Genomic DNA, 23,664 nt, shown 5'->3' with positions numbered 1-23,664 from the left:
GTATTAAAATCTTTCCTTAATCTCCCCCACCCCTGCTGCAATCATCACCGCCAACTTCATGCGGGCTTTTTTGCTGTCGTAGTCGCGGCCGAGAATGGCGCCTTTCTTTTGTAAATCGTAGGCTGTGCCTGGTGTGTCGTACACCACTTTCACGTGTCCTTCTGCCGTGCTTGTTGTCACCACCACGATGACTCCTTTTTCAATGGCATATTGCACTTGTTCCGAAACAGCTGGATGGACTTGTCCACGGCCGAAAGCTTCAATCACAATACCTTTTGCCCCAATATCCACCGCATACTTGATTAAGCGGCCATCCGAACCTAATGAACATTTAATGATTTCTACATAAGGCAATGCAGACTTCAGCTCATACGTTTCCTTTTTCACCGCTTTGCTATAAAGAATGATTTCTTCTTCATCCACATAGCCCAAATTGCCAAACTCCGGTGCGTTGAAGCCATCCACATTGGAAGCGTGATTTTTCTTCACATAGCGGGCAGGAAGAATCTTTTCATTAAATAACACGACCGTACCTAAGCTTCTTGCTTCTTCGCTAGCTGCAAGAATAATCGCTTGGCGCAAGTTAGCAAATGAGTCAGTGCCAATACTTACTGGACTTCTTTGCGCTCCTGTCACCACAATTGGGCGTTCATCATGAATCGTTAAATCAAGAAAGTATGTCGTTTCTTCTAACGTATCTGTTCCGTGTGTAACGACAATTCCTGCTACTTCTTCATTTTCAAACACATTTTCAATTTTCTCTTTTAGACGCACCAAATGCTCGAATGTCATTTCATTGCTCGGTAATTGGAAAATGGTTTCAACCTGCAATTCGATATGTTGTGGTAAAACACATTGTTTTGACAGTTCTTCACCCGTTAACATCCCGGAAGACAAAAGACCTGTTTCAGGATTTATGCCACTAGCTATTGTTCCACCAGTACTGATTAATACAACTTTTTTTCTCATTCTTCGCACCCCTAACATTTAAATACAATCATATTCTAGAAAATATTAATTCATTGTTGGAATAACTTCAACAAATGGACTAGAAATCCCTACCACTAAAAAATCACTTTTATTCCTACAAAAACCCTTGGCACTCTTACCAAGGGTTTTAATGTTTAACCTTCTAAAATTAATTTTTCTAATTGCAACGGTTCAATATATTCTCCGTTTTTATAAGCGCGCATGTTACCGCCAGAAATTTCATCAATTAATAAGATTTCTTTTGTTTCACGATCACGGCCGAATTCAAATTTAATATCATATAATTCGATGTCTTTTTTCGCAAGTTCTTCTTTTACAATGCCAGCAATTGTTTGTGTCAGTTCTTTTAATACTTTATATTCATCTTTTGATAAAATACCAAGCATATCTAAAGCATCTTCGCTAATAGGTGGGTCTTCTCTTTCATCGTCTTTAATTGTTACTTCCACAAATGCATCAAGTGGCTGCCCTTCTTGTGCATATAAACCATATCGACGTAAGAAACTTCCCACTGCTCGATAACGACAAATCACTTCTAAACCTTTTCCGAAAGTTTCTGCTGGTTTTACGGTCATAGTCGCATTATCGATATCTGCATCAATATAGTGAGTTGGGATGCCTTTTTCATTTAACAATTCGAAGAAATATTTCGTCAATTTTAAGCCTGCACGTCCAGCACCTTCAATTGTTAACCCAACCGAATTGGCACCAGGGTCAAATACTCCGTCAACGCCCGTTACATCATCTTTAAATTCTAATAAGTAGTGGCCGTCTTCTAATTCGTAAACGTTTTTCGTTTTACCAGTATAAATGTGCTTCATGTCAAGTCTCCTTCTTCTCTTAGCCTTTACATCGATTAGAATTGATGTTGTCTATATAATAAATCAAAAAATTATTCTAGTACAAGGGGGACCACCTCTTATTATCTACCTCTTCTATATATTCTAAAAGTTAAAAATTTTTATTAGTGTGTAGCTGCTTATGTAATAGAAAAATATTAGACTTATATATGGAAATATTTCAAAGTGCTGCTCAAACAATAAACCAAGATAAGAACAATTATATTAATGCAATCGAGTAGGAGGGAGCGATTAACTCCCGTCCTCTCACACCACCGTACGTACGGTTCCGTATACGGCGGTTCAATTAAGATGATTGACGCAAGTCTTTATAACTTCCGTGAATAGCTGTTCTCTTTATGCCAGTGGTCACTCCACCCTCCAAGAGGTCTCCCACGGGATTCACCGCTTCCTTCCTCAAGTGAGGTACTACGTTTTCTGTGTTCATCATGACTCACTGAATGCCAAGGGCTATTCTCTCTTAATTGTTCGGTCCTTCTTAGTAGTTCTAAACCAACTAATACTATGACCTCTGCTGACTTCTGACGGTTCAGCTACTTATCACTAAGTAGGTTATGAAGCGTACTTCACATATCCGCCAGACCTCCCCGGGTAAGAATGTAATCTTTCCTTCCATCTATCTGCTTCATTTACTCTGTACCACCTTTGGCAGAAAGGACTTTGTTTTGTTTAGCAAACTCATCCAATGATACCTAGCCTTATATGAAGTTCGTGTTCCTCAGACCGGAAGTTTGCCGCTCGCTTCCTTCAGATTCCGCGTCACCACGGACACCCTTGCGTTAAGCTAACTGTTACTTCTGCCTTCACAGTTCGGGACTTACACCCTATAGATTACACCCATGCCAGGCGCACTAAATAAACGCACCTACGAATTCATTCGAGGTGCGTTTAATTTCATATGCTTTGTTCCCACAAGATAGCCTTATTACACATAACTCTCAATGTTCACACTTAACACCGAAGAAAGAAGCTTTTTCGTATATGGGTGTTCGGGATGCTCAAAGACCTTCTGGGTTTCCCCAACTTCCACGATCTCCCCTTTATACATCACCGCTACCCTTTGACACATATAACGGATGACGGCCATATTGTGAGAAATAAATAAATACGTTAACTGTCTTTCTTTCTGCAATTCTTTTAATAGGTTCAACACTTGCGCTTGCACAGAAACATCCAATGCTGAAGTTGGTTCATCTAAAACGATAAAAGAAGGGTCTGTAATAAGTGCGCGTGCTATTGCAATTCTTTGCCGCTGTCCACCACTAAATTCATGGGGAAAACGGTCTAAATGTTCCTCTTTTAGTCCAACTCGTTTTATCAACTGTATAAGTCGTTCTAACTCTCCTTTTTCTTTTCTTTCGGGTTTTGGTAAACCATGTAAAGGTTCCTTAATAATATCTCTTACCCGCATTCTCGGATCTAAAGAACTTTGAGGATCTTGGAAAACGGTTTGAATTTCCCCTGGCCTTGTTCTTTCATATTTATTTTTCTTCCATAATGGTTTTCCTTTATAAGTAATCGTTCCACTTGTCGGGGCTTCCAATCCAACTATCATTTTCCCTAATGTACTTTTTCCTGAGCCAGATTCTCCAACAATCCCTAACACTTCTCCCTCACGTATCGTTATATTCAGAGATTTTACAGCTTTCATCGTTTGCTTTCTCGTGTTATATATTTTTTCAAGATTTGTAATTTCAATCATACTGTCACCTTCTCCAGCCAACAAGACACATGGTGACCTGGCTCGATTTCCTTTAATTGCGGATGGTTGCTCTTGCAAATATCCATAACTTGATTGCAACGATCGGAAAAGGCACAGCCAACAGGCCTTTTCAATAAATTTGGAGATTCACCTTCAATAGCTTGTAGTGGCTCATCTGGAGTAACAGAATCAGGCAAGGCCTTTAATAGTGATTTTGTATATGGATGGCGTGGGTGAATTAACACCTCTCTTGTCTTACCGCTTTCCACCACTTCGCCCGCATACATTACGATAATCCGATCACACATGTTACTCACAACGCCTAAATCATGGGAGATAAATAATACTGAAGTTCCCCTTTTTCTATTTAATTCTTTAATTAATTGTATAATTTCATATTGTATCGTTACATCCAATGCTGTTGTTGGTTCATCGGCAATTAATAAATTCGGAGGGGCAGCCATCGCAAGAGCTATAATGACTCGCTGGCGCATTCCACCACTTAATTCAAAGGGATACTTGTTAGCAACAAGTTCTGGTTGATCTATATGAACTTCTTGCAAAGCTTTAATCACTGCTTCTTTCGCTTCTTGTTTTGGCAATTGTCTATGTTTTTTGATGACATGAAATAATTGTTGTCCAATTTTCATCGTCGGCTGTAAAGCGGTCATTGGTTCTTGGAACACCATTCCGATTTCTTTTCCTCTTAATGCATGCAACTCTTTCTTTTTAAGCTTTAGTAAATTTTTCCCTTTATAATAAATTTCCCCTTGCGCAATTATGGCATTTTCTTCGAGTAATCCTAATATGGATAATGCAGTAATGGATTTTCCAGACCCTGACTCCCCAACAATCCCAACAATTTCACCTGAGTCTATTGAAAGATTCATATTTTTTAAAGCTTCAGTAATGCCATGCAACCCCCGGAAATTCACATGCAGGTTTTTGATTTCAAGTAACACCTCAACACCACCTAACGAGCAGATTTCGGATCAAGTACATCTCGAATTCCATCACCGATTAAATTCAAAGCCCCAGCAGCTAAAAATAAAAATAGCCCAGGAAATACTGGATACCACCAATAAGTTAAAAGGTATGTCCAGCCTACACTAATCATCGCACCCCATTCAGGCGTTGGAGGTTGTGCACCTAACCCTAAAAAACCTAGAGTTGCAATTAGTAAAATCGTATCTCCTATATCAAGAGTGGCTTGAATAATTACCGGTGAAACTGCATTTGGAATAATGTGTTTAATGATAATCAATGGTTTAGAAATTCCAAAAGTTTCTGCTGATTTCACAAAAAGCTTCTCTTTTAACCCTAGTGCTTCAGCCCTTGCTAGTCGTATATAGACAGGAACTTTTACGATAGCAATGGCAAGCATAGCGTTTTGTAAATTTGGTCCTAATACTGCCGCCAATGCCATCGCTAAAATTAAACTTGGGAATGCCAAAATCATATCGACAAGTCGCATAATGATGGTGTCCACAATTCCACCAAGATAACCTGAAATACTGCCAATTATAAGACCGACCAAAGCTGCAATAAAAATAACGACAATACCAAGCCCAAGGGATAAGATGGCACCATAAAAAATTCTTGTAAAAATATCTCGTCCTACTTCATCGGTACCAAACCAATGACTATTTGACGGTGGTTGAAACTTATTTGCTAAATCGATTTTGTTTGGATCATAGGGAGAAATAAAAGGCACGAGTATCGACAGGACCACAATGATACATAAAATTGCTAAACCAACGAGGGTCATTTTGTTTTGTTTCAATTTATACCAGAAGGGATTTTTTGTAGTTTCCAACTTATAGTATCTGCTTACCATAATTTCCCCCTTATCGCTTCAACTGCGGATTTAAAATCAGATAAATTATATCCACTGTTAAATTAATCAACACATATCCAACTCCAATAAAAATCGTAAAGCCCATAATTGCAGGAAAATCTAAATATTGTATAGACTCCACAACAAATTTCCCCATGCCTGGCCACCCAAAGATTGTTTCCGTTACAATAGCTCCGCCTAGCAAAGATCCAAAGGCTACACCAATTACTGTCACTGTAGGAATTAATGCATTTCGCAACGCATAGGAAACAATTAACAATCTGCCTTGAATTCCATTTGCAATAGCTGTTCTTATATATTCTTGTTTCATTACTTCCAACATACTCGCACGTACTTGTCTTGTAATTACAGCCAATTGTGCAAAAGATAATACGATGGCCGGCAACAATAAATGTTTGATGCTACTTTTTAGCGCAATAGTGTCTAGAGTTAGAATGCTGTCGATAATGTAAAATCCTGTAATATGTGTTGGTGGATTTACATCTGTTCCAATTCTGCCGTTTGAAGGCAGCCATCCTAACATTCCATAAAAAATTAAAATGGCAACTAATCCGCTAAAAAACACTGGTATGGATACCCCACTAATGGAAAATACGCGGCTTATATGATCCCAAAAAGTATTTTTCTTAAGAGCAGCTAACACTCCAAGAGGAATCCCTATTAATATTGCAATGAAAAATGCTGCAATTGCCAATTCCAAAGTAGCAGGGAAAAATTGAAGTAAATCATTTAAAACAGGGCGTTGTGTTCGAATAGATGTACCTAAATCTCCTTTTAATAAATCACCCATATAATTGAAATATTGGATCCAGACTGGCTGGTCTAGACCCAATTGTTTACGAATGGATTGCAATGTTTCTTCACTTGCTCTTTGTCCAGCAATCATACTAGCAGGATCACCTGGAATGACACGGGACATAAAGAATGTCACCAATGTCACTCCAAAAATAACAAAAACTAATAATCCAAGCCTTTTCACAATTATCTTGAGCATGTATGCCACCCCATTTTATTTAGACATCTCATGCAAATTGTACTGTCCTTCTAGCATAGGGTTGTAAACAAATCCTTTTACTCGTTTGTTCATCGGTAAAATAAAGTCTTTTTGATAAAGTAAAATATAAGGTGCATCTTCTAACACAATATCCTGAACTTGTTTATAAAGATTATGGCGAACTTCTTGATCATTTTTCGCCACAGCTTCTCTTAATAACTGATCTACTTCAGGATTTGCATAGAATGCACGATTTCCTGCTAAACCATGGTTTTCTGAATCAAACCAATAGTTCATGAACATATATGGATCACCAAAGTCTGGACTCCATACGCCAAGCATCAAATCAAATTCACCTTTATCCATCATTTCACGAGAAGTAGCATAAGCAACTTTATTTAGATTTACTTTCACACCAATTTCCGCTAAATTTGCTTGAATTGTAATCGCTTCTGACTCCCACCATGACTTATTATCAGAATATAGTAATGTCAACTCGAGATTTTCCACTCCTGCTTCTTGCAATAATTGTTTAGCCTTTTCCACATCATGGTTATATTGTTTCACCGATTTGTCATGTCCCCAAAGCCCTTCTGGAATTGGTCCGTGCATTTGAGTCGCAAATCCAAGTTGCACTCCGCTAATTAAACTTTCGTAATCAATTGCATAGTTTAGTGCTTGTCTTACTCGTTTATCTTGTAGCGCAGGATGTCCATTTTTCGTATTGATATATACATAGTCAACTAGTAAACTAGGCTCTTGCAAAATCGTTACATGTTCAACATTTTCTAGCGTATGAATTTGATCTACTGGGATTCCTTCTGCAATATCGATTTCGCCTTTCTCTAACTGCATTCGTTGAACAGATGGATCGTTAATAATTCTGAATAAAACCTTTTTAAAATGAGGTTGAATTTTTGAATGTTCGTTTACCTCTAATGTAATGGACTCTCCTTTTTTCCATTCCGTTAATTTATATGGACCACTACCCATCGTTGCACTAGCTAGATAGTTTTGCCCTAAATCTCCATTTTGGTCATGTTCCATAACTTTCGGGTTTACAATATTTCCGTAGTTAGCTGCAAGAGTTGATAAAAACGGTGGGAATGGTTCAGATAATATAAATTTCACAGTCAATGGATCTTCTACAACAATTTCAGAAACCATACTAAATACACTTGCTGGTCCTTGGTTGATTTTCAATGTTCTCTCAAAGCTAGCTTTCACCGCTTCCGCATCCACTGGTGTCCCATCAGAAAATTTATGACCGTCTTCTAAATAAAAAGTCCAAGTTTTTCCATCTTCACTTACTTCCCATTCTTTTGCAAGTCCAGGTTTAATATTCGTTGTTGCCCCGTCATAATCTACTAATCTTTGATAAACATTATAGACAACTTTCCAAGTTGTATTATCCATCGTGATGGCAGGATCTAAAGATGTAACATCTGCTGGTATTGCAACAACTAGTTGGTCTGAACTAGACTGCGTTCCTTCATTAGTCGCTGTATCTTCTTTCGTTGGTGCATTAGCATTTTCTTGACAAGCTGCAAGTAAGAAGACTAATGCAAACATTAAGAAATTAAACCAATTTTTTCTCATAACATTCCTCCCTAATAAATGTTTCATTCAATTTCTCCGATTTCAGACTTTGGTTTGTATGTTGAGTCCGCTTATGCTGATTAGAAGAAATTTAATAGAGTTTGCTATAATAACTAATCAATTTGTAATAAATATTTAACCTTCGTAATAGAATAGCTTTATCATGATATATGCACTGTAGAACTATTTTATGTTTAATGAGAACTATTCTTTTTCTATCAAATGTAATGAATTGAGAGGGAAAAAATCTTAATAGGAAATATCACTACCGTCGCATAAATGATGTCTGAATTTTCAGTTTTATTTTTTTCTGGACTTTAGAGAAAAAACGAAAACACCTAAGCGAGGGTAGTAAACATCCATTTTTTTACTATAACCTATGACTTGTGCAACAACGACTGGCAAACCTTTATGGGACGCCGTTTCCTTCGATTTTTCGTAACCAAATGTGAGCGGATTTCCACAAAGAAGCCTTCAAATAGCGACTAATTTGTAAGTAACTGCGTTCGCTATTCGTGTTCAGCTGAGCTAAAACATTCAGACAGTACACTATCATGGCTACGTACACTTGATTATGTACAGCTTGTTCACTGTGACCAAAAAACTTTTTAATGTTCAGATGTTGTTTCATCCATTTGAAAAAAAGTTCGATTGCCCAACGTGATTGGTAGATTTCTGCAATTTCATCTGCGTCAATGTCAAACCGATTTGTCAGTAAATGAAGCTCATTTCCTTTTGTATCATGCAATTTGAGTAAGCGAAACACGTTTTCAGAACGATTTTGTGGTGTTCCAATGACAACCATTTCATCAGAGAATACGGGTGAATCTTCTGGTAACGAAAAGGATTCTAACACTCGGACAACAGCGTTTTTACGCAAACGGGTCACAAAGAAATAGCCATCTTCCGTCATTTGATCAAAGCGCCCATAATCCAAGTAACCACGATCAAACACGTACATGCATTCTTTGTCATCCACGAATACTTCTAGTTGACCACGATCATGTTCGTTGGCATTCGTGAGTACGGCTTTATCTGGATAGGAGAGTCCTTTTTCCATAAAAACAAGTCGTAAGTGAAGCTTTACTCCTGATTTTGTTTTTCGAAACTCTGCCCACTTATGATTGGTCAAATTAAGCGGTAATGTACTCGAATCAATGATTTTCAAAGGCGTTGTCACTTTTCTTCTTGTTTGGAAATTGGTTTTCCGATGAATTTGTGCCACTAAATCGAGAAAAATCGTTTGAAAGAACTCAGTTGGGATGGTATTGATTCGTCTCCCTAACTGTGAAAAACTAATCGATTCCAATCCCGTTGCTCGTTGTAATTCTTCTAAAAAGACAGCGTCACTCAACGCCCGTAAACTCTCGGTTTCATGGAGTTGGGCATACAAAAGCAGTTTCATAAATGAAGCCATATAAAGCTTCTTGGTATAGTGATTTAATTGATGTGTTTTCACTAGGTCGTCAAATAATGGACGATTAATCGGTGAAAACCATTGTTCAAATGATGTTTTTCGTGTAAACTTATCCATGGTTTTGTCCTTTGTATTGGATTTGGATGGTTTACTACCACCCAACCATTATAAAGGATTTTTTTGTGTTTAGATTATATTTCAGAAAATTCGGTTTATTTGAAGGTGTTAAATTATTTTAATGCGACGCTAGTGAGGAAATATAAATAGATAGAATGTAAAACAATCTTCGAATATATTTAATAGAGTTTTAATTTTTAGGGTGTGTATAAATTGATTAAAGCAATTGTACTTTTTGTATTTGCAGGGTTAGCAGAAATTGGGGGAGGCTATTAATTTGGCAGTGGTTAAGAGAAGATCGTTCCGCTCTATTAGGTTTAATTGGTGGAATTGTCCTATTCCTATATGGAGTCATCGCCACATTCCAATCCTTCCCAAACTTCGGCAAAGTCTACGCAGCTTATGGAGGAGTATTTATTTTTCTTTCAGTGCTTTGGGGATGGAGCATCGATAAGAAAACCCCAGATATTTATGATTGGATTGGAACGGCAATATGCTTAGCTGGTGTTGCGGTCATGTTATTTGCACCGAGAGAATAATGTCTTAATATTTATGTATTTGAACATGAAATTACTTTAGCATTGGTGAAGGGCAACTAGATATTATAGAATAATATAAATTACTTTTACCATTTTATTTTAGGAGGCCGTCATGGAAAACGAATATGTGGTTGGTTGGGGCACATTGGCATTAATAAACGCAGGGCTTGCACAAGGAAAAAATCGCTCTGGATTGAACTGGTTTTTGCTTTCCTTATTATTAGGTCCTGTAGCAACATTGATTTTATTATTTGTTGAAAAGCGTTAAATTTATTGTTTCTTCAAAAGAGGGCGTCATTCGATTTGACATAATTAGAATGAACGCCCAATTATTTTTTATATAGATGTAGAAGCCCCTTACTCCATCAAAAAAGACTGCTTAAATAGCATGGCGCTTAAGCAGTCTTTACGATCAAACTATGATTCCCAAACCTAAAACTAGAAGTACGTAATGTTTTTTTAAACCCCTCTTTTATTCCCCCACACAAGGGTATGGAGTTGCGGCAGTACTTTCACGTTTTGTAATTCCTCATCTGCCATTACTTTGTTAATGAGCCTTTCATATTTTTTCAGTAAGTGGCTAACGAGTTTCGTTTGATCTTTTGTAGTTGTGTCATCATTGCCAACCTGTAAGAAAAATGGAATAGTCGGATATCTTAAATGTACTTTTTTTGCATATTCATAATCTTCCTCATCAAATACAACGACTTTCAATGAAATGTGCTGGTTGCCGTTTCGGGCATTTAGCTTATCTATGATTTCCGTAAGCACAGTAAAATCTGTTTTCATCCCAGAACTTGGCGGTTTAGGGGAAATCGTTAATTCATCGATTTCATACAGCCAATCTTGCCATCTGCTCCCTTGCGTTTCAACGCCAATTCTTATATCATTTTCCTTTAAAATCCGAACTAATGCCTCTAGATGACGAATCAATACAGGATTCCCACCAGAAATGGTAACAAAAGAAAATCCATTTCCTCCTAGCCCCTTTAACTCAGTCCAAATCTCTTCCGCTGTCATTTGCTTAATCAAACTTTTGCCGCTGCCATCCCAAGTAAAGGCAGAATCGCACCAGGAACAGGAATAGTCACAACCTGCCGTGCGGACAAACATCGTCTTTTGCCCGATGACCATCCCTTCCCCTTGGATGGTCGGTCCAAAAATCTCGATGACGGGGATTTTACTCATCTTCCATCCACTCCCGTCTAGCTTCTGCATAACTTGTAGGAGTCTCATAGAGTCGAATAAATTCTACCCGCGCATCATCAAAACCTTTCTCCTGCAACGCTTCCGCCAATTTTTCATAAATCCAAACGACCATATTCTCAGCCGTTGTGTTCATCGGGGGCAACGTTTCATTTAAATAGCGATGATCCAAATAGATTTCAATTTTTTCTTTCCATATTTCTTTAAGATCGCCAAAATCAATCACCAATCCCCGATCGTCCGGATAGCCGCTGACGCCCAGTACCACTTTGTACGTATGGCCATGTAGATTTTTACATTTCCCATCATATGCATGTAAATGATGAGCAGCGTCAAAAGTAAACTCCTTGCTGACGAGCACACGCTTCGAGTGATATCTCAATTGGTCTCTTTGAATATCTTCATCTAGTTTTTGAAGCTTATCAACAATTCTAAAATCTAACATGTGAAGCACCCTTTCTAGAACGCAAATACTCATCAAGACCTCTTTTTCTCAACTTACATGCTGGACATTCTCCACAGCCATCTGCAATGATTCCGTTATAGCAAGTCAATGTATTGTTTCGTACAAAATCAAGCACACCTAATTTGTCTGCCAGTTCCCATGTTTGTGCTTTCGTTAACCACATGAGCGGCGTATGAATGACAAACGTATCATCCATCGCTAAATTCATTGTTACATTCAACGATTTGATAAAAACATCACGGCAATCAGGATAGCCACTAAAATCCGTTTCACATACGCCTGTTACGATATGCTTTGCTCCTACTTGGCTAGCTAACACCCCTGCAAAGGAAAGGAATAGCAAATTGCGCCCCGGCACAAAGGTAGAAGGAAGCTCGCCATCTTTCCCTTCCTCAACTTCGATATCATCCCGTGTTAGTGCGTTTGGAGCTAGCTGATTTAAAAGGGATATATCAAGAATGTGATGCTTTACCCCTACTTCCTTTGCGATTTCCTTTGCACATTCAATTTCCAATCGATGTCTTTGACCATAATCAAACGTCACAGCTTCCACTTCTTTAAACTGTTCTTTTGCCCAAAACAAACATGTCGTGCTGTCTTGTCCACCACTAAATACGACGATTGCTTTTTCTTCTTTTAATATCATCATTAAAGACACTCCTTCATAAAGAAAAAAACAGCATCCTAAGAAGGAAATGCTGTTTCTTCTTAGTTTTTTATAGAGGGTAGCTAAGAACCTCTGTTATTCATTTATCGATTATCCACTTTTTCTGGATATAAATCATGATTCATTAAACGGTAATTTGCCATTTCTTCATATTTCGTTCCAGGTCTTCCGTAGTTGCACCATGGATCGATGGAAATTCCCCCGCGCGGAGTAAATTTCCCCCACACTTCAATATATCTTGGATCTAATAATTCAATTAAATCATTCATAATGATATTTACGCAGTCTTCATGAAAATCTCCATGATTTCGAAAACTGAATAAATATAATTTCAGCGATTTGCTTTCCACCAATTTTTTATCCGGAATATAAGAAATATAAATCGTTGCAAAATCCGGCTGCTGTGTAAGCGGACAAAGACTAGTAAATTCAGGACAATTGAATTTTACAAAATAATCCCGATTGACATGTAAATTATCCACTGCTTCCAATACTTCTGGCGCATATTTTGTTGGATATGACGTCTTTTGATTACCGAGCAGCGTCAAATCCTTTAAACCATCTTCTAATTTGCGACTAGACATAAAAAAAACCTCCTTGCAAAATGTTTCCCAACATTTTCAAGAGAGGTAAACCCAATTCATTCTATTAAAACTGATGAAATATTATTGTTTCATAGTTTTTTATAGAGGGTTATGCTATGAACCTCTCCCGTTCTAGTCGGGTATTCAACTTTACTTAGTAATATTATAGAATATAGTGAAAAAGGTCAAATTTTTTTAGAAAGTTTATTAAAAAAAACAATGAGATAATCAATGGATTGCCATTTCAAATCTCAATTATCCCACCACTGATTCGCTTAAAGCCGCGCAATTTCCCTAGCTCCTCCACAAAACGGAGGCATGCAAGATCTTTCGCTTTTGCTTCAATCATAATATCTGCAGATTTTCCGAAATCCTTTAAGGCTTTAATTAATGGAAAAGCAAAATCCATATCAACATAATCCGCATGTGCCCTTAACATTTTATCTGATTTGGGTGATGATAAATGAAATTTCGGAACTTTCCCTGTATGTTCCCAAGTCGCAAAAATCCTTGGCAACAACTCTTCTAATTCACAGTCTCCTTTATTTACTATATAGTGATGGTAATCAAATACAAAAGGTACTTTTAATTTTTCACAAATGGCTAATGTCTCTTCTGCTGTATAGGTTTTATCATCATTTTCCAGAGTCGTTTGCAAGCGAATTGTTGAATCTAATTTTTGGAAGTTTTGATAAAATCGAGAAATAGATGCATCTTTATCCCCGTAAGCTCCTCCAACATGGATATTTAACATTGCCTCTTTTTCTAGCCCCATTGCCTGCAACATTTTAAAATGATAGGTCATATCCACAATGGCATTGTTTGTCACATGAGCTTGTTTACTTGTGAATAAAGTAAACTGTCCTGGGTGAAAGCTGACCCGCATTCCATAATTTCGAACCATTTCTCCGATTTCTTTAAAAAGATGTTCAAACGGGGAGATAAACTCCCAATCCACTTCCGGATGTGCAGCTAATGGAATGAGAGATGAAGACATTCGGTACACTAGTATTCCGTGGGCAATATTGTAATGGAGAATGCGAATTGTATTTTTTAAATTTCGCTCCGTGATGGTTAATAATTTCTCGGCTCTACTTGTTTCATCGAGTTTTTTCCAGTTGGTAAAAGTAATTGAATGTGAAGGAGACGCTTCCCACAATGGGAGCGCCATTGAAACATAACCAAATCGAAGTATCATCTGTACACCATCCTAAAAAAGAATGATGAGGATAGTGTTTGTCAATGGAGAACGATACATACATCATGAAAGGAGGATTATGAAATCTGACAATAGTGATTACCCCACTATTTCTTTTCGTTTCTATAAATTTCATTCGAGATACTTCCAATCATTGACGAAATGAGATGAGGAAAGTTTGAAAAAATTATCCCATTCCATAATTTTATTTAAATCGTTACAATAAGATTCAATTCGAACAATTGATTTTGAATAATAACTAGAATTACTAATAATTCTCTAAAAAAATCTTGTATTGAATAGCTATAAAATCCTTTAATATTCCCATCTTCTCTTTTGTATCTATTACTTCAAATGGAATAAATACTTCATGCTTTTTTAGTTTAAATGTTCTCATTTGCCCGATATCAAAATTTAAAATCTCTTGTATCTCCTTTTGGACGATTTTTCCTTTCGCAGATTCAGGATTTCCAGGATCAACATGCAAAATTAAACAACGATATCTTTTATCACCATTCAAAGTTGCAAATTTTTTAGAAGCACCTCTAATGGTAATTGGTTTATATCCTAATGATAAACTCTTATTAGCAATAGTACATTCGATAAAACCTAAGCTATTTAAGTATTTATGTAGTTCACCAAATACGAGTAATTCTTTCATTATTCTCCGCTCCATTAAATTTTTATTTTTTATGATAAATCAATTGAACAACTCCCGATGGAAACGTCTTTGCTTCTACAAGTTTTAGTGCTACTCTATGTTGAATATCAATAAACAATGGTTTCCCCGCTCCTAGAATAATTGGATGGACTGATAAACGATATTCGTCAACTAAATCATGATTAACAAATGTTGTAATGAGACTGGCTCCTCCATATAACCAAATATCTTTCCCAGGTTTATTTTTTATTTTCTTTACTTCTTCTACTACATTGTCGTTGATGTACTTAGCCTTCCCATCAGCACTTTGTTGTGTTCTAGAAAACACATATTTCTCTTTACTTTCGATTATTTCCCACATTTCTATTTCTTCTGCGCTTGCATTTTCTCCAGGTGAATATTGTCCCCACAATTCATAACTTTTTCTTCCGTAAAAAATCGTATCGATTTGATGGAGAAATTCCGTAAAGTTCATTTCTGGTTCCATAATGCACCAATCGATTTCCCCATTCTTCCCTTCTATAAAGCCATCCAACGTCACTGCTAAATCTAGTATAATCTTTCTTTGGTTTTGCATCGTTTTCCCTCTCTTCCTTAGATTTTCGATTGGAAAACTACTATATCATACGCTTGAACTTTATTGTCAAATATCTCCTTGATAGTGACAAAATCTTATGTTAGCATGATTGATTTTTCTAAGATTTGACGAATGATCCTCGTTGAAGTTTCATTTTCATCTAGACAAAACTTACAGTTGGACTAAAGAAGACAAAAGGCAAAAAGCGAATTGGAATCACTCCAATCCGCCTTAAATAAATTGCCATAATACCTCATTAAATCGATCCCGTTCTTCCCAAAACGTTCCATGGCCGCTATATTGGAAAGGAACGACCTTCGAATTTGGTATGAGTTCATTGAGTTCTTGAGCTTGTGCAAAAGGGATTACTTTATCATGTATTCCATGAATGATTAACGTAGGCACATGAATTTTTGAAAGATCCGCATATAAATTTTCATCTCTTAAAGTATTAATGATTGCAATTGTCGACCAACTTGCTGCATCCAATCCCATTTTCATAAACCAATCAGAAAATTCTTTTGTAATATATTGGAAGAAAAATCCGTCGATTACTTTTTGCATCATTTTCGGTCGATCATTATATGCTAGTTGAAGAAAACTTTGTGCAGTCTCTTGTGTAAAGCCGATTGGAGCTGCACTCGCAACAAGAATTAATTTCGATACACCAAAACCATGATGACGAGACATATAACGTATTGCAATAGCTCCGCCAGTAGAATGGCCTACTAATGCAAAATTGTTTAATTTTAGAGCATCCACAACTGCACGAACATCATCAGCTAACCTGTTGTAACAATATCCTTCAAAAGGTCTATCCGATTTTCCGAAACCTCTCCAATCAATACCGATACAACGATATCCTAACATCGGCAAGACGTTATACTGATATTCAAACTGATTATGATTTAAAGGCCAACCGTGTAAAAACACAATGGTTTTCTTTCCATGAGGATTAATATCTTCCACATATAATTTTACACCCGAATCAACAGTAACAAAATAGCCCATGCATACCCTCCCGTAATTCAGTCTCGGAATAGGATATTCAGGGCTGAAAATATAGGTGAATCTCTTAGAAAGTAAAGAAACAATTTTATTTTATGCTCGCAAAATTTTTTCCATCGCTTTTCCTTTTGCCAATTCATCGATCAGTTTATCCAAATAACGAATTTCCTGCATCAAAGGTTCTTCAATCTCTTCTACCCGCACTCCACAAATAACACCTTTGATGAGTTTACGATTAGCATTTAACTGAGGAGCTTCATTAAAGAATGTTTCAAAATCTGACTCTTTTTCTATTTGCGCCTCTAATTCTTCTTGGCTATATCCAGTTAACCAACGTATAATTTCATCTACTTCTTCTTTTGTACGACCTTTTTTCTCTGCTTTCTGAATATAAAGAGGATATACACTTGAAAATTTCATCTTATAAATCCGATTGTTTTTCATCACATGCTACTCCTTTTCTTCAGGCGAAATATTTTTTTCATTATATCGAAGTTCGAAATGAATAAACAGCCGCAACTTCCATACAGTTAGTTCCAACAAATTATTCCAATCAAATACCCTAAAACTGCTAAACCAATTCCTCCACCGTAAGTGATTATTATGTACAAAAGAAAATGCTTTTTATTCTTTAAATAAAATTGAATGAGTTCTAATTTCAATGTTGAAAAGGTTGTAAATGCCCCAAGAAATCCTGTCCCTAAAAGTAAGAGCAAGGTTTCATTTGCTTTTGCACCCGTGATGATGCCTAATATAAACGCTCCTAATAAATTTACAGTCATTGTTCCAAAGGGCAGTGACTCTTGTTTATTTAAAACTTTAGCAATGGCAAATCGAGAGATAGCGCCTAGAAAACCCCCAATTCCCACGTATACGAAATGCATCAACAAGTCGAATCAACCTCCTTACTGCCTTTAAAACCTAATCGGCTCATAACCAATCCACCGATAATACTTACTAAAACATAAAGCACTCCTAACAAATAATGCTGATTCTCAAACAACTCAATCGTTTCGACGCTCAATGTAGAAAAAGTTGTAAATGAACCGACATACCCTGTACTAATTGCAGTTGCTATGATTGGCGATACAGAAATTCTGTTGAATAATGATGTAGTCAACCAAGCTAATAAATAACTTCCAACTAAGTTGACGATAAGTGTAGCCCAAGGAAACACGCTATTAGTCATGAAGGTGATTCCGATGAAATATCTAGAAATGGCACCTAGTGCACCTGCAATGCCGACATACATATAAACCATTTGATTTTCCTCCTTTCCATAAAAAAACTCCTGCTCGTGATAGGGAAATTCCATATCACCAGCAGGAGTCATCAGCCAACTTCGGCGGTTAAAGGTGAACTCCATCACCTATTGTACTTATTTGGTAATTAACTTATAACATGATATCATACATTTTTCAATTATTTTGTACGATAGGATAAATTCTGTTTTGGCGTATAGATATCCTTAGCTCGTGCGGATAATCTACATACTGGTGCGTTTAGCTTCTTCGCTTGTACGGATAATCACTCGGCTTGTGCGTTTACCTTCTTTGCTCGTGCATATAGCTACTCAGCTTGTACAGTGCAGTTACCTTCTTAACTCGCGCACATAGTCGTGCATATACTCTCAGCTCGTGCACATAATCCACTCCCTTGTGCGTTTAATCCTTTAACTAGTGTGGATAATTTCTCAACTCATGTGAATAGTTTCATTACTCGTGCATAAAAACTTCCTTCTTGTGCGGATAACTACAATTCTTGTGTAGATAATACATCCTTTTGTTCAGATACGTTCCCAACTTGTGTGGATGATTATTTAGCTTGTGCATATAGCTTCCTGACTTGTGCACATCCCCTTATACTTGTGCATTTCACTTCGTAACTCGTGTATAAAAATTCTAGTGTAACTAGGTTGTGTAAATTATGTTCCCTATCCAACCTCCACTAGATTAAGAGAATTTTTCTATTTAAAATTCATCCTAAATTTGTAATTTCTCAAAATTGGGAATAAAATCAATTTTATAGCATTAATTATTCATCGAGTTCTTAAATAAAAAAGGAGTGCAAGAAATGAAAGCTCAAGTCATTCAAACTTTTGGTAATCCATCCGTCTTTCAAATTCAAGATCTTCCCACACCTGAAGTCATTCCTGGCCATGTGCTCATCCAAGTAAAAGCAACGAGTGTCAATCCCATTGATACAAAAGTTCGCTCTGGTTTCGTTCCCGCTGTTGCTCCTGAATTTCCAGCTGTATTACATGGAGATGTAGCTGGAGTCGTTTGTGCAGTTGGTGAAGGGGTCTCAAAATTTCAAGTAGGAGATGAAGTTTACGGCTGTGCCGGTGGATTTAAAGGAACTACAGGGGGAGCGTTGGCAGAGTACATGCTGGCCGATGCTGATTTACTTGCCCATAAACCAAAAAATTTATCAATGGAAGAAGCTGCTGCTATACCGCTTGTTGCCATCACCGCTTGGGAAGCATTGTTCAATCGAGGAAAGCTGGCTCCTGGACAAAACATATTAATCCATGCAGCAACAGGCGGTGTGGGACATGTTGCCATCCAACTGGCAAAATGGGCTGGTGCGAAAGTCTACTCAACTGCCTCTTCAAAAGAAAAGCTTGAAATCGGCGCTCGTCTTGGGGCTGATGTAACAATCAACTATCTGGAAGAAAGCGTCCAAGATTATGTACAAAAATATACGAATGGTAAAGGTTTTGACATCGTATTTGACACAGTTGGAGGGGAGAACTTAGACCGCTCTTTTGAAGCAGCTGCTTTACACGGAACAGTTCTAGCAATTGCTGCTCGTTCTACCCATGACCTCTCCCCACTACATTCGAAAGGATTATCACTTCACGTAACGTTTATGTTATTAAAAATCTTAAACAAAGAATCACGAAAAGAATATGGTGAAATTTTAGAGAAGATTACAAATATCATTGAAGATGGAAAACTTCGTCCGCTTCTTGATCCAAACATTTTCACATTTGATGAAGTCTCCAATGCCCATGAACACTTAGAATCCGGTAAAGCAATTGGAAAAATTGTTTTAGTAAATAAATGGTAAGATAAAAAACTCACAATCCTTTTATGAAAGGGTTGTGAGTTTTGGCTATTTATTTATGGTTTTCCTGTGCCATGGCTTCAGCTTTCGTTCTTTGAACCGTTCCATGTGGGTGATGTGGCGGTGCGTAAATCGAATAAAGCTTTAATGGGATATTTCCTGTATTTATTACATTATGCCATGTTCCAGCAGGTACCATAATGGCTGAATCTTCTTTGACTCTTCTTCGATAATTCAAATGATTTTTAGTTCTTCCCATCTCCACAATTCCTTCGCCCTGTTCAATTCGTAAAAATTGATCAGTATCTGGATGAATTTCTAAGCCAATATCTTCTCCAGGAAGTATGCTCATCAATGTTACTTGCAAATGTGGACCTGTCCATAAGGCTGTACGATACGCATTGTTATTCTTCGTTTCCTTTTCAATATCTACCGTAGCTGGTTCAGGACCCAAATCTTGACTAGGGAATTGAGAGTAACCATGAGGATTTGGAAATAAGGGTAGCATTCTCTGATAATCTACATTATTTCCGCTATAATGTGGATTTCTGTACGGCATATGGTAATTGCTTGAATCATAATAAGGATAGTGTTGTACATATTCTAAATTTCTATTCATATAATACGGAGATTCATAAAAATAATAAGGATATCCATAAGGGTTGTGATAATGGAAAAAATTCATTGCCCCATCCTTTCATTTTGTAATGAAAATACCTAATTTAAATAGTATGAGAACGTAGTTAAATGTCCTAGGCAATAAACCAACTATTACCGAGGTTTATAAAAAACCGATACAAGTATGGCTTATATAAGGGCTAATTAAAAAATTTGTTTTCACAATTACTTTTTTATCCATTTCTTTAATTGGTGGATACCCTTAATTTCAGTTAACTTGCTATTGCCAAAAAAGGTGGGCGTCTGAAAAGTCATTTTGAGATGCCCACTTTGCGGCTGTCGCACATGCTTTCGCCGCAGATAAATTGCGACGAGGAGGCGCGTTTGATGTGACCACCGCAGGAGCAAAGTTTTTAAGAGAATATTACTATAAGAAGTAAGGCTGTTCAGAAAGTGTTCGACTTTCTGATCAGCCCCTTTCTTTTAAATTGGTTATACTATTGTTCGCACTTACCTTTCACACGAATCCTATTGATTGTTACAGTTTTCAAAACAGTGAAAAATTCTTTGGCAGCTTGACCCTGCTCACGAAAACCTGTACTTGAATTTTTCATGCCGCCAAACGGTGCTTGCGGCTCAGCGCCACCTGTTTCATCATTAATTTGCACAAGGCCAACTTCGCTGCGTTCAATAAAATCAAAAGCCTTATGAATGTTCGTCGTATAGATGGAAGCACTTAATCCAAACTCCGAATCATTTGATAAGCGAATTGCTTCTTCATAATCTGCCACTTTAAATATGGCTAAAACTGGACCGAATATTTCTTCTCTTGCCAAATCCATATCATGCGTAACTTCAGTAAACAATGTCGGTTCTACAAAATATCCATGGGATAACTCTGCGACAGGTTTTCCACCGAAAATGCATTTCGCTCCCTGTGCTTTTGCACGTGCAATATGTTCAATAACGCTTTCGAATTGCTGTTTTGAGGCAAGAGGCCCCATTGTTTCTCCTACTTTAATTTTCTTTGCATTTTCGATTAATTTTTCCACTACCGTATCATACACAGATGCTTCAATATACACCCTGCTTGTAGCGGTACAACGTTGCCCTGTTTGCTTCATTGCACCTTCAATCGTCAGACGGGCTGCCAAATCTAAATCCGCATCCGCAAGAATGATTGCCGCATTTTTTCCGCCAAGCTCCAATTGAATTTTTTTATTCATTGGACCAGCTGTATTTAAAATCTGTTGGCCAACTGCGTTTGAACCAGTAAACGAAATAGCTTTGACTTTAGGAGACTTTATAATTACTGCCCCAAGTTTCGATCCGCGTCCCTGTACAATATTCAATACATTTTTCGGCAAACCCGCTTTTTCAAACAAATCAGCGATATACTGGCTTGTCAGCGATACTTCGATTGATGGCTTCCACACAACCGTATTGCCATACACAAGTGCCGGAGCTATTTTCCAAAGCGGAATCGCAATCGGGAAATTCCAAGGAGTAATAACTCCTACAACTCCTAAAGGAACGCGCTTCGTATAAAGCATTTTATCTTCAGAAGCAGATGGTAATACCTCACCAGCAGCACGCATACCTTCCTGTGAGAAATAACGTAAAATCGAAGCCCCCCGTTTAACTTCACCCATCATTTCCGGAACCGTTTTTCCCATCTCTTTCGAAGCAAGCTCAGCTAATGGCTCCAGATGTTCGATTAATAAATTGGCCATAGAATTTAAAATTTCCCCACGTGATACAGATGACAATTTGCTCCACTGTTGGAATGCCTGCTCACTTGCTCTAATTTTCACTTCCGTTTCTTCAATTGTGTGTAACTCGATTTTTCCAATACATTCCGATGTATTCGCAGGGTTAAACTGTTCACGAATTTCTCTTACGCCCATTACCATTTCAATTCCCCTCCTACTTCAAATAATGGTGTATACGGTATGTTATGCGCCTCCGCTACTGCCTCATACGTAATTTTTCGGCAATCACATTTAACCCTTTCACCTGTGCCAGATTTTCTGAACAAGCACGCTCGTAACCTTTATTGACAATTTGTAATGCATGTGTGATCGTAAAGTTTGATAATGCCATTGTCGATGTTCGTGCAACTGCACCCGGTATGTTGGCCTTTGGAACTCCGATAATCATGTCATACTACCCCTTTATAATAATTTCTTTTTGAAATAATCAAATGTCTCATCAACAATGCGCAACATCTCATTCAGTTCATTTTTTGTGATGATTAATGGTGGAGCAAAAACGATTGTATCTTGATCGTACGTCACTGTACGCAAAATCAACCCGCGCTTTGTCATTTCCTTTATAGCAATCGGGCTTAATAGCGGATTGAATAGCTCACCTGTCTCTCGATTTTTTACAATTTGAATTGCCCCCAATAACCCGAATGTTCGGACTTCGCCAATAAAGTTATACTTTTGCTGCAACACTTTAAAACCTTTTAGCATTTCCTCGCCCATGACTTTCGCATTTTGCACAAGCCCTTCACGCTCTAATATCTCAATATTCTTTAATCCTACTGCACAAGCAGTTGCATGGCCACTGTACGTGTAGCCGTGCATGAGTACTCCCCTGGATAAAGTGCACAAATCTTTATGAATTTTTTCAGAAATTAACACTCCACCCAACTGTGCGTAACCACTCGATACCCCTTTGGCAAAAGTTATTAAATCCGGAACTACATCAAAATGTTCAATCGCGAAGTTCTTCCCTGTACGTCCAAATCCGGTAATCACTTCATCAGCAATAAATAAAACTCCAAACTCATCACAAATTTCACGCACTTTTTTGAAATAATCCGGCTTTGGCACATTCACTCCGCCTGCTCCTTGCACCGGCTCTGAAATAAATGCCGCCACATTTTCCGGACCAAGCTCAAGAATTAAATTGCGCAACTCTTCCGCAGAATCTTTATTGACATAATGGAAATCAGGGGCCGGTGAATTTGTAAATTTGCGGAACCCTTCAATACCCGTTGCATTTGTTGATCCGAATGCGACCCCATGATACGACAATGTTCGGGAAATAATTTTTTGGCGATTTGGCTGGCCTTTTAAAATCCAATAATGGCGTGCAAGTTTTATAGCTGTATCATTCGACTCTGAACCACCGGAAGTGAAAAATACAGTATTTAAATCTCCAGGCGCCAACTCAGCAATTTTCGCTGCAAGCTTGATTGCCGGTTCATTGCTGAACGTTGCAAAACAGGAGCTGAAAGCCAGCTTCTCCATTTGCTCTTTTGCCACTTCTGCAATTTCTTTGCGCCCATGTCCGACATTTACATTCCAAAGAGATGACATGCCATCAATGTACGTATTACCCTCTAAATCTTTTAAATAGATTCCATTTCCTTCATAAAAGATTGCCGCCGGACCGTAAGTTTGCTGCTCTTCAATTGAAGTTGTTGGATGCAAGAAATGCTTTTGGTCCAAATATTTTAATTGCTCAACTAATTGAATTGCCATTATATCAACCTCTTTCTTTTGAAATATTGCAATGAACAAA

At 37.6% G+C, this 23,664-nt stretch carries 26 protein-coding genes, 1 pseudogene and 3 riboswitches; of the genes and pseudogenes, 3 read left to right on the top strand and 24 right to left on the bottom strand.

What is annotated here, in order from left to right:
- Positions 1-3: 3 nt before the first annotated feature.
- From NSQ18_RS10655 to NSQ18_RS10615, 9 genes are all read right to left on the bottom strand, one after another.
- The gene (locus tag NSQ18_RS10655; protein ID WP_339288009.1) at positions 4-969 is read right to left on the bottom strand and encodes an asparaginase; all 966 of its coding nucleotides are present in this window, start codon (positions 967-969) and stop codon (positions 4-6) included.
- Positions 970-1,124: 155 nt separating this feature from the next.
- A complete protein-coding gene (locus NSQ18_RS10650; RefSeq protein WP_339288008.1) occupies positions 1,125-1,811 on the bottom strand; it encodes a phosphoribosylaminoimidazolesuccinocarboxamide synthase in 687 nt (228 codons plus the stop codon).
- A gap of 325 nt (positions 1,812-2,136) precedes the next feature.
- Positions 2,137-2,280 (bottom strand): hypothetical protein, encoded by a 144-nt coding sequence (locus NSQ18_RS10645; RefSeq protein WP_172597779.1) that lies wholly within the window; start codon positions 2,278-2,280, stop codon positions 2,137-2,139.
- Positions 2,281-2,775: 495 nt separating this feature from the next.
- Complete coding sequence (locus tag NSQ18_RS10640; protein WP_339288007.1) at positions 2,776-3,552, bottom strand: ABC transporter ATP-binding protein; 777 nt, start codon at positions 3,550-3,552, stop codon at positions 2,776-2,778.
- Positions 3,549-4,514, bottom strand: a complete 966-nt coding sequence (locus tag NSQ18_RS10635; RefSeq protein WP_339288005.1) for an ABC transporter ATP-binding protein — start codon at positions 4,512-4,514, stop codon at positions 3,549-3,551. The genes NSQ18_RS10640 and NSQ18_RS10635 overlap by 4 nt, the downstream gene beginning before the upstream one ends.
- Before the next feature lie 11 nt (positions 4,515-4,525).
- On the bottom strand, positions 4,526-5,389 hold the full coding sequence (locus NSQ18_RS10630; protein ID WP_339288003.1) for an ABC transporter permease subunit: 864 nt from the start codon (positions 5,387-5,389) through the stop codon (positions 4,526-4,528).
- Between the two features lie 10 nt (positions 5,390-5,399).
- Positions 5,400-6,404: an ABC transporter permease gene (locus NSQ18_RS10625; RefSeq protein WP_339288001.1), complete on the bottom strand. Its 1,005-nt coding sequence runs from the start codon at positions 6,402-6,404 to the stop codon at positions 5,400-5,402.
- Positions 6,405-6,419: 15 nt separating this feature from the next.
- Entirely contained in the window at positions 6,420-8,003 is a 1,584-nt protein-coding gene (locus tag NSQ18_RS10620) for an ABC transporter substrate-binding protein (protein WP_339288000.1), read from the bottom strand.
- Positions 8,004-8,412: 409 nt separating this feature from the next.
- On the bottom strand, positions 8,413-9,537 hold the full coding sequence (locus NSQ18_RS10615; protein WP_339287653.1) for an IS4 family transposase: 1,125 nt from the start codon (positions 9,535-9,537) through the stop codon (positions 8,413-8,415).
- 213 nt (positions 9,538-9,750) lie between these two features.
- Between NSQ18_RS10615 and NSQ18_RS10610 the strand changes: the two are divergent.
- Together NSQ18_RS10610 and NSQ18_RS10605 are read left to right on the top strand one after the other, a co-directional pair.
- Positions 9,751-10,076: pseudogene (locus NSQ18_RS10610) on the top strand (YnfA family protein).
- Between the two features lie 112 nt (positions 10,077-10,188).
- A complete protein-coding gene (locus NSQ18_RS10605) occupies positions 10,189-10,344 on the top strand; it encodes a hypothetical protein (RefSeq protein WP_339287999.1) in 156 nt (51 codons plus the stop codon).
- Between the two features lie 191 nt (positions 10,345-10,535).
- Here the strand turns inward: NSQ18_RS10605 and queE are convergent, their stop codons facing one another.
- From queE to NSQ18_RS10550, 11 genes are all read right to left on the bottom strand, one after another.
- Positions 10,536-11,264: a 7-carboxy-7-deazaguanine synthase QueE gene (queE, locus tag NSQ18_RS10600; RefSeq protein ID WP_339287997.1), complete on the bottom strand. Its 729-nt coding sequence runs from the start codon at positions 11,262-11,264 to the stop codon at positions 10,536-10,538.
- Complete coding sequence (queD, locus tag NSQ18_RS10595) at positions 11,257-11,727, bottom strand: 6-carboxytetrahydropterin synthase QueD (protein ID WP_339287995.1); 471 nt, start codon at positions 11,725-11,727, stop codon at positions 11,257-11,259. Before queD ends, queE begins: the two co-directional genes overlap by 8 nt.
- Positions 11,714-12,394, bottom strand: coding sequence for a 7-cyano-7-deazaguanine synthase QueC (gene queC / locus NSQ18_RS10590; protein ID WP_339289656.1), 681 nt, complete (start codon positions 12,392-12,394; stop codon positions 11,714-11,716). The genes queD and queC overlap by 14 nt, the downstream gene beginning before the upstream one ends.
- Before the next feature lie 56 nt (positions 12,395-12,450).
- A riboswitch (PreQ1 riboswitch) is annotated at positions 12,451-12,494 on the bottom strand.
- 4 nt (positions 12,495-12,498) lie between these two features.
- Complete coding sequence (gene queF, locus NSQ18_RS10585) at positions 12,499-12,999, bottom strand: preQ(1) synthase (protein ID WP_016839074.1); 501 nt, start codon at positions 12,997-12,999, stop codon at positions 12,499-12,501.
- An 85-nt stretch (positions 13,000-13,084) separates the two neighbouring features.
- Positions 13,085-13,130, bottom strand: a riboswitch (PreQ1 riboswitch).
- A 113-nt stretch (positions 13,131-13,243) separates the two neighbouring features.
- Positions 13,244-14,197: a UV DNA damage repair endonuclease UvsE gene (gene uvsE, locus NSQ18_RS10580; protein ID WP_339287993.1), complete on the bottom strand. Its 954-nt coding sequence runs from the start codon at positions 14,195-14,197 to the stop codon at positions 13,244-13,246.
- Positions 14,198-14,465: 268 nt separating this feature from the next.
- Positions 14,466-14,858, bottom strand: a complete 393-nt coding sequence (locus NSQ18_RS10575) for a hypothetical protein (RefSeq protein ID WP_339287992.1) — start codon at positions 14,856-14,858, stop codon at positions 14,466-14,468.
- A 22-nt stretch (positions 14,859-14,880) separates the two neighbouring features.
- Positions 14,881-15,435, bottom strand: a complete 555-nt coding sequence (locus tag NSQ18_RS10570) for a dihydrofolate reductase family protein (protein ID WP_096552117.1) — start codon at positions 15,433-15,435, stop codon at positions 14,881-14,883.
- A 231-nt stretch (positions 15,436-15,666) separates the two neighbouring features.
- A complete protein-coding gene (locus NSQ18_RS10565; RefSeq protein ID WP_016839078.1) occupies positions 15,667-16,446 on the bottom strand; it encodes an alpha/beta hydrolase in 780 nt (259 codons plus the stop codon).
- 90 nt (positions 16,447-16,536) lie between these two features.
- The gene (locus NSQ18_RS10560; RefSeq protein WP_016839079.1) at positions 16,537-16,887 is read right to left on the bottom strand and encodes a DUF2200 domain-containing protein; all 351 of its coding nucleotides are present in this window, start codon (positions 16,885-16,887) and stop codon (positions 16,537-16,539) included.
- Between the two features lie 86 nt (positions 16,888-16,973).
- The gene (locus tag NSQ18_RS10555) at positions 16,974-17,327 is read right to left on the bottom strand and encodes a CrcB family protein (protein ID WP_339289655.1); all 354 of its coding nucleotides are present in this window, start codon (positions 17,325-17,327) and stop codon (positions 16,974-16,976) included.
- Positions 17,327-17,704, bottom strand: coding sequence for a CrcB family protein (locus tag NSQ18_RS10550; protein WP_016839081.1), 378 nt, complete (start codon positions 17,702-17,704; stop codon positions 17,327-17,329). Before NSQ18_RS10550 ends, NSQ18_RS10555 begins: the two co-directional genes overlap by 1 nt.
- A 55-nt stretch (positions 17,705-17,759) precedes the next feature.
- Positions 17,760-17,822: riboswitch (Fluoride riboswitch) on the bottom strand.
- Positions 17,823-18,516: 694 nt separating this feature from the next.
- Here NSQ18_RS10550 and NSQ18_RS10545 point away from each other — a divergent pair.
- Positions 18,517-19,515 carry a zinc-dependent alcohol dehydrogenase family protein gene (locus tag NSQ18_RS10545; RefSeq protein ID WP_016839082.1) on the top strand — a complete coding sequence of 333 codons (999 nt, stop codon included), beginning with the start codon at positions 18,517-18,519 and terminating at the stop codon, positions 19,513-19,515.
- Positions 19,516-19,564: 49 nt separating this feature from the next.
- Here NSQ18_RS10545 and NSQ18_RS10540 read toward each other — a convergent pair whose 3' ends face one another.
- From NSQ18_RS10540 to NSQ18_RS10525, 4 genes are all read right to left on the bottom strand, one after another.
- Positions 19,565-20,197 carry a cupin domain-containing protein gene (locus NSQ18_RS10540; protein ID WP_339287988.1) on the bottom strand — a complete coding sequence of 211 codons (633 nt, stop codon included), beginning with the start codon at positions 20,195-20,197 and terminating at the stop codon, positions 19,565-19,567.
- Positions 20,198-20,627: 430 nt separating this feature from the next.
- Positions 20,628-22,043, bottom strand: a complete 1,416-nt coding sequence (locus NSQ18_RS10535) for an aldehyde dehydrogenase family protein (protein ID WP_016839084.1) — start codon at positions 22,041-22,043, stop codon at positions 20,628-20,630.
- A 55-nt stretch (positions 22,044-22,098) separates the two neighbouring features.
- Entirely contained in the window at positions 22,099-22,290 is a 192-nt protein-coding gene (locus tag NSQ18_RS10530; protein WP_016839085.1) for a hypothetical protein, read from the bottom strand.
- A gap of 14 nt (positions 22,291-22,304) precedes the next feature.
- On the bottom strand, positions 22,305-23,624 hold the full coding sequence (locus tag NSQ18_RS10525) for an aspartate aminotransferase family protein (protein ID WP_016839086.1): 1,320 nt from the start codon (positions 23,622-23,624) through the stop codon (positions 22,305-22,307).
- Positions 23,625-23,664 lie beyond the last annotated feature (40 nt).

Origin of the sequence: Ureibacillus sp. FSL K6-0786 (assembly GCF_037965165.1) — a bacterium.
GTDB lineage: Bacteria > Bacillota > Bacilli > Bacillales_A > Planococcaceae > Ureibacillus > Ureibacillus thermosphaericus.
The sequence above is the reverse complement of the archived record's forward strand: the minus strand, read 5'-3'. Positions and strand labels throughout refer to the sequence as shown.